Raw genomic sequence first — 12,555 nt, 5'->3', positions numbered from 1 at the left:
GCAATGAGGGACGACGTCGCCCAAAAGGTGAACGCGGACCAATTGGCACGATTGCTCGGCGACTGGCGACAGGGCACCGCATACATGGACCTGGCGCAGGCGCTCAAGGCACTGATCCTGGACGGCCGCCTCTCGGTGGCGGCCAGGATCCCGGCCGAACGCACGCTGGCCGCGGCCTGGGGCATCAGCAGGAACACCGTGGCTTCGGCCTACCAACGGCTGCGCGAGGAGGGCTACCTGCGCAGCCGGCAGGGCGCGGGAAGCTACGCGGCCCTGCCCGACGGCGCCGAGCGCGCGCCGCGCGCCCTGTCCTGGGTGCCGGGGCAGGCCGTCGACACGCACATCGACCTGACCTGCGCGTCACTGCCCGCACCGGAACCGGCGTTCAGCCTCGCGGTGGCCGACATCGCCACCCGCATGGCCCGCCACTCCGACGGCCACGGCTACGACCTCGTCGGGCTGCCCGCCCTGCGGCAGGCTATCGCCGACCACTACACGGCACGCGGGGTGCGCACCACCGCCGACCAGATCATGGTCACCGTCGGCGCCCACCACGCCTGGGGGCTGCTGCTCCGGCTCCTCGTCCGGCCCCGGGAACCCGTCCTGATCGACAGCCCGACCTACCCCAACGCCCTGGAAGCCATCCGCAGCCACGGCGCCCGGCCGGTGCCGGTCGGCCTGGACGACGCCGGCTGGGACATCGACCTCGTCGAGAGCGCCCTGCGCCAACCCCGGCCCGCCGTCGCCTACTTGATGCCCGACTTCCACAACCCCACCGGCCTGGTCATGCCCGAGCCCGCACGCCGTGCCGTCGTCGACGCGGCGCTGCGCAGCGGCACCTACGTGGTCGTGGACGAGACGCTCTCCGAGGTCAACCTCGACGCGGGCACACTGCCGCCACCGATGGCCGCGTACGGCAGGCCCGGCGCCGTCATCAGCATCGGCTCGCTCAGCAAGACCGTCTGGGCCGGGCTCCGGGTGGGCTGGGTGCGGGCCTCCAAGTCGGTCATCTCCCGCCTGGTCGCCGTACGCGGCCCGAGCGACCCCGGCAACCCACTGGTCCAGCAGCTCATCGCCTGCCGGCTCTTCGAGATGTACGACGACCTCCTGCGCGCCCGCAGCGCGGAACTGATCGCCCAGCGCACCGCCCTGACCGACGTGCTGCGTGCTCAGCTGCCGCAGTGGCGGTTCACCCTGCCGCGCGGCGGACTGTGCCTGTGGGTGGACCTGGGCGCCCAGATCAGCACCAAGCTGTCGCTGGCCGCCGGCCGACACGGCGTCCAGGTGCTGCCCGGACCGCGGTTCGGCGCCGACGGCACCCTGGAGAACCGACTCCGCCTCCCCTTCGCCCTCGACGCGGACACCCTGACCAGGGGGGTCGCCCGACTCCGCGAGGCCTTCGACGAGGTCATGGCCGAGCAGACGTCCACGCCGCGCACCTTCGGCCGCACCCGCATCCCCGCCCCCCACCTTCCCGCTACGCGCGTCACCTCCACGGAAAGGCTGCCGAGATGAGCCGGACGACCGGCACGCACAGCGAAAGGCTGCCGAGATGAGCCGCATGGCCGGCGCACACACCGAAAAGCGCCGCGGCGACCGGGAGCACCGGCGCGGTCACCGGAAGGCTGCCCCGATGAGCCGGACGACCGGCACGCACAGCGAAAGGCTGCCGAGATGAGCCGCAAGACCGGCACGCACGCCGAAAGGCTGCCGAGATGAGCCGCATGGCCGGCGCACACACCGAAAAGCGCCGCGGCGACCGGGAGCACCGGCGCGGTCACCGGAAGGCTGCTGCGATGGGTCGCCTCGCCACCGGCGCGCACAGCGAAAGGCTGCCCCGATGAGCCGGACGACCGGCGCGCACACCGAAAGGCCGCCCCGATGAGCCGTATCACCGGCGCCTACCTCGACGCCGCGGACGTCGCGGTGGAGCTGCTCAACCACCCCTCCGTCGCCGGGCGTTGGAAGGAGCCCAGCGCCCTGGACGAGTGGAGCGTCGGCGGGCTCGCCGGGCATCTCGCCTGGCAGGTCTTCTTCATCCCGGCCGTCCTCGACGAACCCGCCCCCACCCCGCCGGTCATCGGGCTCGACGACTACTACGCCCGCGTCCGCTGGATCGACGCCGGACTCCACGACGAGGCCAACGCCCGTATCCGGCGCGGCGGGGAGGACGCCGGCGCCGAGGGCGTCCGGGCCCTTGCCGACCGGGCCGCCGACACCGTACGGACCCTGCGCACCCGGCTGCCCGCCGAGCCCGACCGGGCCGTACGGCTGCCGGTGTGGGGCGACTACGCGCTGAGCCTCGACGACTTCCTGACGACCCGTCTGATGGAACTGGTCGTGCACACGGACGACTTGGCGTTCAGCGTCGGCATCCCGACCCCCGAACTGCCCGGCCCCGCCGTCGAGGCGACCGTCGGCCTGCTGACCCGGCTGGCCCTGCGCCGCCACGGCCAGTCCGCCGTACTGCGCGCCCTCAGCCGCGCGGAACGCGCCCCGGCCGGCATCACGGCTTTCTGACATGAGCGACATGGACGACATGGACGACATCCCTGACCTGGCTTCCTTCCGCGGCCGTACCGTCGTCGTCAAGCTCGGCGGCAGCGCCATGGCGGACCGGGAGCTGCTGCGCACCTTCGCCCAGGACGTGGCCCGGCTGCACCGCGCCGGCGTCCGGCTGGTCGTGGCGCACGGCGGTGGCCCGCAGATCAACGCGCACCTGGAGAAGCTCGGCCTGCCCGTGACCTTCACGGCCGGCCTGCGGGTCACCACCCCCGAGACCATGGACGTGGTCCGGATGGTGCTCGCCGGCCAGGTGCAACGCGATCTCGTGGGCCTCCTCAACGAGGACGGCCCGCTCGCCGTCGGCATCACCGGCGAGGACGCCCGCCTGCTCACCGCCGCCAAACGGCTCGCCGTCCTGGACGGCGACGAGGTCGACATCGGCCTCGTCGGCGACGTCACCGGCGTCGACACCCACGTCCTGCGCGCCCTCACCGACAGCGGCCTGGTCCCGCTGGTCACCGGCATCGGCCGCGGCACGGACGGGCAGGTCTACAACATCAACGCCGACAGCGCCGCCGCCGCTCTCGCGGCCGGCCTGCGCGCGGACCACCTGGTGATCCTCACCGACGTACCCGGCCTGTACGCCGACTGGCCGCGCCGGGACCGGATCGTCGAACGCCTGACCGTCACCCGGGCGGCGGAACTGCTGCCCGCCCTGTCCGGCGGCATGGCCCCGAAACTGGAGAGCTGTCTGCGGGCCGTCCGGGCCGGGGTCGGCCGCGCCCAACTCCTCGACGGCAGGGTGCCGCACGCCCTGCTGCACGGCTCCTTCGACACCGGGCACACCGGGACCTCCGTCGTGCCCGACCCTCCCCACACCCCGCTGAACAACCTGGAAGACGACACATGCGCCTCATCACCTCCCCGGCCGCCCTCCTCCTCGGTCTGCACCACGTCCGGGTCTGGAAGCTGACCTCCGACCAGCCCCTGCTGCGTGCGGACGACGGTCTGAGCGCCGAGGCCGCCGCCGGGGCCTGGGAGCAGGACGCCCCGGAACTCCCCGCCGGATACCGCACGTTGCTGGCCGACCTCGGCTACGAGGGCACCACCCCCGCCGGTGAGCGGCTCCGCGAGGGCGTCCGCAGCCGCGGCTGGCGCTCGCACGGCGCGGTGGTCGACGCGGTGAGCGTGGCGACCCTGCGGCACGGCGCGGGCATCGGACTGCACAGCCTGTTCAAGGAGGACGAAGGCAGCGACCTCGTCGTCACCCGGGCGGCCGGCACCGAGCGGATCGTCCCCGCCTTCTCCACCAAGTCCAAGCCCGTCCCGGCCGGCGACCTGCTCTACGGTCTGGCGGACCCGGACGGCGCCGTCGAGGAGCCCTTCGCCTGGCTGGGCCGCCGCGACTGCGACGCCGCCAGCCGCCAACTCGCCCCGGACAGCAGGGAAGCGCTCCTCGTCGTGCTCGGCTGCCCGGGCGAGGACGCGGCGCACAGCGAGGCCATCGGCGCCACGGTCGCGTCCCTCCTCGCCGAACTCCGCCCGGACGTCACGCTGACGCCGGTCGTGTAAGGCCCTTACTGGGGGCCGTACTTCCGCCCCGTCCTCGAGGTGATCCCGCCGAGCAGCCCGCGCGGCACCACCTTCACGACACCCATCAGCGCCTTGTACCGGGGGTCGGGGATCGACAGCGTCTTCCCCCGGGCAAGGTCGCCGAGCGCGGACGCCACCAGCTTGTCCGCGTCGAGCCACATCCACCCCGGGATGTTGTCCGTGCCCATCCCGGCCCGCTCATGGAACTCGGTGCGCACGAACCCGGGCGCCAGCGCCATCAACCGCACCCCGCTGCCCGCGAGATCCTTGGCCGCCCCCTGCGTGAACTGCACGACCCACGCCTTGGAGGCGCCGTACGTCCCGCGCGGCACGAAGGCGGCCACGGACGCGACATTGACGACACCGCCCCGCCCGCGCTCCCGCATCCCCTCCGCCGCGGCCGACGTCAGCCGGAGCACCGCCTCGCAGTGCACCTTGAGCATCCGCAGCTCGTCGGCCATGGAGACGTCGAGGTAGCGGCCCTTGTTGCCGAAGCCGGCGTTGTTGACCAGCAGGTCGACGGGGCGGCGGCGGTCGGAGAGCCGGTCGGCGACCGACTCGATGCCGTCGTCCTCGGCCAGGTCCGCGGTCAGGACCTCCACCTCGACGCCGTGCCGGTCGTGCAGCTCCGTGGCCTGCTCGCGCAGCCGCTTGGTGTCGCGGGCCACCAGCACCAGGTCATGCCCGTCAGCGGCCAGCCGCCGTGCGAACGCGGCACCGATGCCCGCGGTCGATCCCGTAATCAATGCCGTTGTCATGGCGCAAGGTTAGTGACCCGGACCGACAGCGTCCGATTGCCGTCAGGCCTCGGACTTCCCGTATTTCTCCACATACTCGCGCGCCGACCGGAGCACCTCCGGATGCAGCGCGTCCCCCGCGGCGAGCATCCGGGGCAGCAGGGCCCGCTCAGTGGTCGTCGCCCGGAACGCCAGCGCGACGGTCACCTCATGGTCGGGCCGGTGCACGATCTCGACGAGGTCCCCGGCCCGGAACTCGCCCGGCTCGATCACCCGCAGATACGCCCCCGGCGCCCCCTTCGCGGTGAACCGCTTCACCCACCGCTGCTCACCCATGTGGCCCTGGAAGGTCCCGCACGGAATCCGCGCGCTGGTGATCTCCAGCACCACCTCGGGCCCGAGCCGCCAGCGCTCACCGATCAGCGCCCCGGACACGTCCAGACCGAGGGTCGTGATGTTCTCCCCGAAGGCGCCGTTGGCCAACGTCCGCCCCAGCTCGCGCTCCCAGTCGTCCAGGTCCTCGCGCGCCACGGCGTACACCGCCTGGTCGTCCCCGCCGTGATGCTGCCGCTTGCACACGTCGTCCCCGGCGAGCGCACTCCCGCCGATCCCCTTCGGCCCGGGCGCCGTCACCCGTACCGGCCCCACCACGGGCTGCTTGTCGATCCCGGTCAGCCCCTCCGGGTTGTCCGTGTACGACACGGCCTTGGCCCGGCCCAGATTCACCGACAGAAGCTTCATGCACGGCACGGTAGAGGCCTGGTCATCAAAGCCGCCACGCATTATTCGGCGCCGCATCAAAGCCTGGCTTATCCTCGAAGGGTGATCGAAGCTCGTCACCTGCGCGTTCTCCGCGCCGTCGCCGCCACCGGCTCCTTCTCGGCCGCCGGCCGCGAACTGGGCTGCACCCAGCCCGCCGTCAGCCAGCAGATGAAGGCCCTGGAGACCTCCGTCGGCACCCCGCTGCTCATCCGCAGCGGCCGCGAGATGCGGCTGACCCAGGCGGGGGAGGCGCTCGTCCGGCACGCCGCCGGAATCATCGCCGGGCTCACCGCCGCCGAGGAGGAGGTCGCCGCCATCGCAGGCCTGCGCGCCGGCCGGGTACGGCTGGTCTCCTTCCCCAGCGGCAGCTCCACCCTCGTCCCCACCGCCCTGGCCGCCCTCCGCGCCGCGCACCCCGGCACCCGCGTCTCCCTGGAGGAGGCCGAACCACCGCAGTCCGTCGAGCTGTTGAGAGAGGGCGACTGCGACGTCGCGCTCGCCTTCCGGTACGAAGGCGCCGCGGGCGGCGGTGACGAGTGGGACGACCTCGTCGTACGGCCCCTGCTGCGGGACCGGCTCGTCGCCCTCGTACCCGAACGGCACCGGCTCGCGCGTGCCGGGTCCGTCGCCATCGGGGAACTCGCGCGCGAGCCCTGGATCGCCGGATGCCCGCGCTGCCGCGGCCAGTTGGTGGAGGTGTGCGAGGGCGCCGGCTTCACGCCCCGCATCGACTTCGCGACCGACGACTATCCGGCGGTGGTGGGCCTGGTCGGCGCAGGCCTGGGCGTGGCCGTCCTTCCACAGCTCGCCATCGAGTCGGTACGGCCGCGAGGCGCGCGCACGGTCACCCTGGAACCGGCCGTGCGCCGGGAGATCGTCGCGCTGACCCTGCCCGACCTGGCCCAGGTGCCGGCCGTGGCGGCGACGCTGGACCAGCTGGAGCGGGCGGCGGGGCGCAAGCAGTAGCCGGGCAGAAAAATGGGCACGCGCACGCGTGCCCATTTTGAAGAAACGTTCCTTCAGTTGTTCGAGACGGCGTGCCCGCCACTCGACGACGACGCCGTCACCAGGCGGTTGCGTGCCCGGCCCATGAGCTCCTCGCGCTCGTCCTCGGTCAGCCCGCCCCACACGCCGTACGGCTCTCGCACCGCCAACGCGTGTGCCGCGCACTGCGCGCGCACCGGGCATCTCATGCAGACCTCCTTGGCCGAGTTCTCACGAGCACTCCGCGCCGCACCGCGCTCCCCTTCCGGATGGAAGAAGAGCGAACTGTCGACCCCGCGGCAGGCAGCCAGGAGCTGCCAGTCCCACAGGTCCGCGTTCGGTCCGGGAAGGCGGGAGAAATCTGCCATTGCGTGACCCCTTGTAGCCGTTCTGTGGCGGATACGGTGTCCACGACCGTACATCTACGATCTAAGGAGATGAAAATATGACTCATTGCGAATCTAGCCTCAGACACCAGCAAATGGGAAGAAATAGGGCTGAATGGGGCACTGGTTGTGATGAAACGTTGTGGGTCCGCCGCGCATGTCTGCACCGTGTCCGCACCCTCACGTAGAGTGCCGAAGACGGCGCACAGCCCCGTAACTCTTTCGAGTGACCGTCGTTGAGAGTGCGGAGGCGGTTGAAGCAACAAGTGCTCGGGCAGGCGTCCGGGACGGTCGACCGCACAGGTGACATTTCGTACCAGCCTGGAGGCTCAAGGTGACGTGCATCAGCTGCGGAGGGCGGCCATGACATCCGTCCTCGTCTGCGACGACTCCCCGCTTGCCCGAGAGGCGCTCCGCCGCGCGGTCGCGACCGTGCCCGGCGTCGAGCGCGTGACGACCGCGGCCAACGGCGAGGAAGTCCTCCGCCGCTGGGGCGCCGACCGCTCGGACCTGATTCTGATGGACGTACGCATGCCCGGACTGGGCGGCGTCGAGACCGTGCGGCGGCTGCTGTCCGCCGACCCCGGTGCGCGGATCATCATGCTCACGGTGGCCGAGGACCTGGACGGCGTCGCGCTGGCCGTCGCCGCCGGCGCCCGCGGGTATCTGCACAAGGACGCCTCGCGCGCGGAGCTGCGGGCGACGGTGACGCAGGCTCTCGCCGACCCCACCTGGCGACTCGCCCCGCGGCGGCTGCGGTCCGCCGAGATGGGTGCGGCGCCGACGCTCACGGCGCGTGAGATCCAGGTCCTCGAAGGGATGAGCCACGGACGGTCCAACGCGGAGATCGGGCGGGAGTTGTTCCTGTCCGAGGACACCGTGAAGACGCATGCTCGGCGGTTGTTCAAGAAGCTGGGTGCGTCCGACCGGGCGCATGCCGTCGCCCTTGGGTTCCGTTGGGGTCTGGTTCGCTGAGAACTCGGCTGCGGGTGCGTCGTGGCTGGTCGCGCAGTTCCCCGCGCCCCCGTTGGGGCGCGGGTAATCGTGCCCGGTGCTTGTTTCGGCGCCGATGCCGCATCCTTGAGGTGTGGAGTCTCTCGGGGACGAGTCGGTCGAGCGGAAGGGGAGGGCGCAGGGGATGAGTTCCGGCGCACCTGCTCATAACGCTTCGGTGCACAACATCGGACGCGGTGCCGCGGATGAATCGGCCGCAAGGCACCATGGACCGATGCGCGAGGACGAGACGACGGTGATCGGTGGGCTTGTCCATCGCGCCGTCGACGGGGATGAGCAGGCGACTCACGACCTGCTCGCCCATGTCCACCCTCTGGCGCTGCGCTATTGCCGTACGCGGCTGTCCCGGCTTCCCGGCGACGCGCGTCATTTCGTGGAGGACCTCGCGCAGGAGGTCTGCGTCGCGGTGCTGCTCGCGCTGCCGCGTTATCGGGACACCGGCCGGCCCTTCGAGGCCTTCGTGTTCGCCATCGCCGCCCACAAGGTCGCCGACCTGCAGCGTGCCGCGATGCGAGGCCCCGGTTCGACGGCGGTGCCGTCGGACGAGATGCCGGAGCGGCCCGACGACTCGCTCGGGCCCGAGGAGCGGGCGCTGCTCAGCAGCGACGCCGAATGGGCCAAGAAGCTGCTGGCCAACCTCCCCGAGAACCAGCGGGAGCTGTTGCTGCTGCGGATCGCGGTGGGGCTGACCGCGGAGGAGACGGGACAGATGTTGGGAATGTCACCCGGCGCGGTGCGGGTGGCGCAGCACCGCGCGCTGAGCAGGCTGCGGGCACTGGCCGAGCAGTAGGGCCCGCTGTTTGTGGCTTCGGTGAACAGGCCCTGACTCGGTTCCGTACGAAGATACGAAGGTAGCAGGACGGAACCGTGGAATTCGGGACCCTTCCTTCCCGTTAGCATGGACATCCGCACCGATCAAGGCCATTGGGGAAGGTGTCATGACTGCAAACGTCGACGGAGTGCCCGCCAAATTCGCGACGCTCGGGCTGACCTACGACGACGTGCTGCTGCTGCCGGGCGCGTCGGACATGGCTCCCGACGAGATCGACACCGCCTCGTACGTCTCCAAGAACGTGCGGGTGAACATCCCGCTGCTGTCCGCCGCCATGGACAAGGTCACCGAGTCGCGCATGGCGATCGCGATGGCCCGCCAGGGCGGCGTCGGCGTTCTGCACCGCAACCTCTCCATCGAGGACCAGGCCAACCAGGTCGACCTCGTCAAGCGCTCCGAGTCCGGCATGGTGGCCGACCCGATCACCGTGCACCCGGACGCCACGCTCGCCGAGGCCGACGCGCTGTGCGCCAAGTTCCGCATCAGCGGCGTCCCGGTCACCGACCCGGGCAAGAAGCTGCTCGGCATCGTCACCAACCGCGACATGGCCTTCGAGAGCGACCGCTCCCGCCGGGTCCGCGAGGTCATGACGCCGATGCCGCTGGTCACCGGCAAGGTCGGCATCTCCGGCGTCGAGGCCATGGAGCTGCTGCGCAAGCACAAGATCGAGAAGCTTCCGCTGGTCGACGACGAGGGTGTCCTCAAGGGCCTCATCACCGTCAAGGACTTCGTCAAGGCCGAGAAGTACCCGAGCGCCGCCAAGGACGCCGAGGGCCGGCTCCTCGTCGGTGCCGCGGTCGGTGTCGCCGGTGACGCCTTCGAGCGCGCCCAGGCGCTGATCGAGGCGGGCGTCGACTTCATCGTCGTCGACACCGCGCACGGCCACTCCCGGCTGGTCGGCGACATGGTCGCCAAGATCAAGTCCAACCACACGCGCGTGGACGTCATCGGCGGCAACATCGCCACCCGTGACGGCGCCCAGGCGCTCATCGACTCCGGCGTGGACGGCATCAAGGTCGGCGTCGGCCCCGGCTCCATCTGTACGACCCGTGTCGTCGCCGGCATCGGTGTCCCGCAGGTCACCGCCATCTACGAGGCCTCGCTGGCCGCCAAGGAGGCCGGGGTCCCGGTCATCGGCGACGGTGGCCTGCAGTACTCCGGCGACATCGCCAAGGCGCTCGTCGCGGGCGCCGACACCGTGATGCTGGGCTCGCTGCTCGCGGGCTGCGAGGAGTCCCCGGGCGAGCTGCTGTTCATCAACGGCAAGCAGTTCAAGTCGTACCGCGGCATGGGCTCGCTCGGCGCGATGCAGTCCCGCGGCGACCGCAAGTCCTTCTCCAAGGACCGCTACTTCCAGGAGGGCGTCGCCTCCGACGAGCAGCTCGTCCCCGAGGGCATCGAGGGCCAGGTGCCCTACCGCGGCCCGCTCTCCTCGGTCGTCCACCAGCTGGTCGGCGGCCTGCGCCAGTCGATGTTCTACGTCGGCGGCCGCACCGTCCCGGACCTCCAGGCCAACGGCCGCTTCGTCCGGATCACCTCGGCGGGCCTCAAGGAGTCGCACCCGCACGACATCCAGATGACGGTCGAGGCGCCGAACTACAGCCGCAAGTAGTCGCTACGCGCGCGTGAGGGCGGCCCCGGAGCATCCGGGGCCGCCCTTGTCGTACCCGTCGGGGATACTGGAAGGCGCTGCAACGCATCAGGGAAAGGCCACACACGTGACTGAGATCGAGATCGGGCGCGGCAAGCGCGGCCGCCGGGCGTACGCCTTCGACGACATCGCCGTCGTCCCGAGTCGTCGTACGCGCGACCCGAAGGAGGTCTCGATCGCCTGGCAGATCGACGCCTACCGCTTCGAGCTGCCGTTCCTGGCCGCCCCCATGGACTCGGTCGTCTCCCCGGCCACCGCGATCCGCATCGGCGAGCTCGGCGGCCTCGGCGTGCTGAACCTCGAGGGCCTGTGGACGCGGTACGAGGACCCGCAGCCGCTGCTCGACGAGATCGCGGAACTCGACGCCGAGACGGCCACGCGCCGCCTCCAGGAGATCTACGCCGCGCCCATCAAGGAGGAGCTGATCGGCGCGCGCATCAAGGAGGTGCGCGACTCCGGCGTGGTCACGGCGGCCGCGCTCTCCCCGCAGCGCACGGCGCAGTTCTCCAAGGCCGTGGTCGACGCGGGCGTGGACATCTTCGTCATCCGCGGTACGACGGTCTCCGCGGAGCACGTCTCGGGTTCGCACGAGCCGCTGAACCTGAAGCAGTTCATCTACGAGCTCGACGTCCCGGTGATCGTCGGCGGCTGCGCCACCTACACCGCGGCCCTGCACCTGATGCGCACCGGTGCCGCGGGCGTCCTGGTCGGCTTCGGCGGCGGCGCCGCGCACACCACGCGCAACGTGCTGGGCATCCAGGTCCCGATGGCCACCGCGGTGGCGGACGTGGCGGCTGCCCGCCGCGACTACATGGACGAGTCCGGCGGCCGGTACGTGCATGTGATCGCCGACGGTGGCGTGGGCTGGTCGGGCGACCTCCCCAAGGCCATCGCCTGCGGTGCGGACGCCGTGATGATGGGCTCCCCGCTGGCCCGCGCCACGGACGCGCCGGGTCGCGGCCACCACTGGGGCATGGAGGCGGTGAACGAGGAGCTGCCGCGCGGCAAGAAGGTCGACCTCGGCACCGTCGGCACCATCGAGGAGGTCCTGACGGGCCCCTCGCACATCCCGGACGGCTCCATGAACTTCTTCGGCGCGCTGAAGCGGGCCATGGCCACGACCGGCTACAGCGAGCTCAAGGAGTTCCAGCGCGTCGAGGTGACGGTCGCGGACTCGCAGCACAAGCGGTAGGTCGTACGACGAGATCGCGGACGTACGACGAAGGGCCCGGCCACCGGTGAGGTGGGCGGGCCCTTTCGCGCGTGTGCGCCGGGTGCTCAGAGCCAGACTTCCAAGAAGGCTCCCACCAGGAGGACCAGGCCGGCGAGGAAGACGCGCGCGCCCTGAATGCGGTAGCGCCGCACCGTCCACATCGACCGTGGCGGATCGAGGATGTTCTTGGCGGCGGCCATCAGCTCGGTGTTGACCCTGGCGCGCTCCGCCCAGGCATCGGCCGCCCCGCGCACATTGAAAGCGAAGCGGCCACCCCAGACGACGCCTCCCAGGCCGAGCAGCAGGAGGAGCAGAGGCACGGGCACCATGCTCAGGCCACGGCCTTCTTCGCGCCCGAGAACGCTGCGGCCGCGCCGACCGCCAGGAAGACGAAGGTCAGGACGTCGGCCTCCTCGCTCCAGACGTCGGTGACCAGGCTGAAGTGGTCGGTGAGGATGGTGCCGATGTTCATGCCGGACTCGTCGGCGCCGATCATGGCGATGCCGAGGATCTGGCCGGCGTAGACCGCGCCCAGGGACAGGACGGCGCTCACGATCGGCAGGGCGGGGTTGGCGCCGCCGACCTTGCCGGCGACGTAGCCGACCGCGAAGCCGACGCCGACCGCGACGTAGCCGATCTCGTGCTCGGTCGACTTGAGGATGGCGCCGTAGACGAACGCGGTGACCACGGCCACGACGACGGCGGCGAGCACGCCGAGGGCGACGTTGCCCTGGGCCGGGGCGGCCGGCGGTACCGGGGCGGGCGCCTGGGCGAACGGGTTGCCGTCGGTGGGCTGCTGCGGCGGGGTTGGCTGGGTCATGACAGAGATCCCCCCATGGGACTGGCTGGACGAGCGGTGTGGGGTGTGCGCACGACTG

General features: G+C 71.3%; 14 protein-coding genes. 9 read left to right on the top strand and 5 right to left on the bottom strand.

The window, feature by feature from the left end; genetic code table 11:
- Positions 1 to 3 precede the first annotated feature (3 nt).
- The 4 genes from yczR (at position 4) to IQ210_RS26060 (ending at position 4,077) form a co-directional block, all read left to right on the top strand.
- The gene (gene yczR, locus IQ210_RS26075; RefSeq protein ID WP_256785685.1) at positions 4 to 1,515 is read left to right on the top strand and encodes a MocR-like transcription factor YczR; all 1,512 of its coding nucleotides are present in this window, start codon (positions 4 to 6) and stop codon (positions 1,513 to 1,515) included.
- A gap of 366 nt (positions 1,516 to 1,881) precedes the next feature.
- Complete coding sequence (locus tag IQ210_RS26070) at positions 1,882 to 2,520, top strand: maleylpyruvate isomerase N-terminal domain-containing protein (protein WP_194081530.1); 639 nt, start codon at positions 1,882 to 1,884, stop codon at positions 2,518 to 2,520.
- Position 2,521: 1 nt separating this feature from the next.
- On the top strand, positions 2,522 to 3,478 hold the full coding sequence (gene argB / locus IQ210_RS26065; RefSeq protein ID WP_194081529.1) for an acetylglutamate kinase: 957 nt from the start codon (positions 2,522 to 2,524) through the stop codon (positions 3,476 to 3,478).
- Positions 3,412 to 4,077, top strand: coding sequence for a hypothetical protein (locus tag IQ210_RS26060; protein WP_194081528.1), 666 nt, complete (start codon positions 3,412 to 3,414; stop codon positions 4,075 to 4,077). The genes argB and IQ210_RS26060 overlap by 67 nt, the downstream gene beginning before the upstream one ends.
- Positions 4,078 to 4,082: 5 nt before the next feature.
- On the opposite strand, the gene IQ210_RS26055 is transcribed toward IQ210_RS26060, so the two are convergent.
- Complete coding sequence (locus IQ210_RS26055) at positions 4,083 to 4,856, bottom strand: SDR family NAD(P)-dependent oxidoreductase (RefSeq protein WP_194081527.1); 774 nt, start codon at positions 4,854 to 4,856, stop codon at positions 4,083 to 4,085.
- Positions 4,857 to 4,898: 42 nt separating this feature from the next.
- Entirely contained in the window at positions 4,899 to 5,576 is a 678-nt protein-coding gene (locus IQ210_RS26050) for an MOSC domain-containing protein (protein ID WP_194081526.1), read from the bottom strand.
- 81 nt (positions 5,577 to 5,657) lie between these two features.
- On the opposite strand from IQ210_RS26050, the gene IQ210_RS26045 reads away from it, so the two are divergent.
- Positions 5,658 to 6,563: a LysR family transcriptional regulator gene (locus IQ210_RS26045; protein WP_194081525.1), complete on the top strand. Its 906-nt coding sequence runs from the start codon at positions 5,658 to 5,660 to the stop codon at positions 6,561 to 6,563.
- Positions 6,564 to 6,616: 53 nt separating this feature from the next.
- Here the strand turns inward: IQ210_RS26045 and IQ210_RS26040 are convergent, their stop codons facing one another.
- Positions 6,617 to 6,949 (bottom strand): WhiB family transcriptional regulator, encoded by a 333-nt coding sequence (locus IQ210_RS26040; RefSeq protein WP_126273844.1) that lies wholly within the window; start codon positions 6,947 to 6,949, stop codon positions 6,617 to 6,619.
- 381 nt (positions 6,950 to 7,330) lie between these two features.
- Between IQ210_RS26040 and IQ210_RS26035 the strand changes: the two genes are divergently transcribed.
- The 4 genes from IQ210_RS26035 (at position 7,331) to IQ210_RS26020 (ending at position 11,656) form a co-directional block, all read left to right on the top strand.
- Positions 7,331 to 7,942, top strand: a complete 612-nt coding sequence (locus tag IQ210_RS26035) for a response regulator transcription factor (RefSeq protein ID WP_003948568.1) — start codon at positions 7,331 to 7,333, stop codon at positions 7,940 to 7,942.
- Between the two features lie 163 nt (positions 7,943 to 8,105).
- Entirely contained in the window at positions 8,106 to 8,771 is a 666-nt protein-coding gene (locus IQ210_RS26030; protein ID WP_373463753.1) for a sigma-70 family RNA polymerase sigma factor, read from the top strand.
- Between the two features lie 148 nt (positions 8,772 to 8,919).
- Positions 8,920 to 10,425: an IMP dehydrogenase gene (gene guaB, locus IQ210_RS26025; RefSeq protein ID WP_194081524.1), complete on the top strand. Its 1,506-nt coding sequence runs from the start codon at positions 8,920 to 8,922 to the stop codon at positions 10,423 to 10,425.
- A 106-nt stretch (positions 10,426 to 10,531) separates the two neighbouring features.
- Positions 10,532 to 11,656, top strand: a complete 1,125-nt coding sequence (locus IQ210_RS26020; protein ID WP_194081523.1) for a GuaB3 family IMP dehydrogenase-related protein — start codon at positions 10,532 to 10,534, stop codon at positions 11,654 to 11,656.
- A gap of 86 nt (positions 11,657 to 11,742) precedes the next feature.
- Here the strand turns inward: IQ210_RS26020 and IQ210_RS26015 are convergent, their stop codons facing one another.
- Both IQ210_RS26015 and IQ210_RS26010 read right to left on the bottom strand, forming a co-directional pair.
- Positions 11,743 to 11,997, bottom strand: coding sequence for a hypothetical protein (locus tag IQ210_RS26015; protein WP_194081522.1), 255 nt, complete (start codon positions 11,995 to 11,997; stop codon positions 11,743 to 11,745).
- An 11-nt stretch (positions 11,998 to 12,008) separates the two neighbouring features.
- On the bottom strand, positions 12,009 to 12,497 hold the full coding sequence (locus IQ210_RS26010) for a hypothetical protein (RefSeq protein WP_194081521.1): 489 nt from the start codon (positions 12,495 to 12,497) through the stop codon (positions 12,009 to 12,011).
- Positions 12,498 to 12,555: the final 58 nt, after the last annotated feature.

Origin of the sequence: Streptomyces justiciae (genome assembly GCF_015163075.1) — a bacterium.
GTDB classification, from domain to species: Bacteria; Actinomycetota; Actinomycetes; order Streptomycetales; family Streptomycetaceae; genus Streptomyces; species Streptomyces justiciae.
The sequence above is the reverse complement of the archived record's forward strand: the minus strand, read 5'-3'. Positions and strand labels throughout refer to the sequence as shown.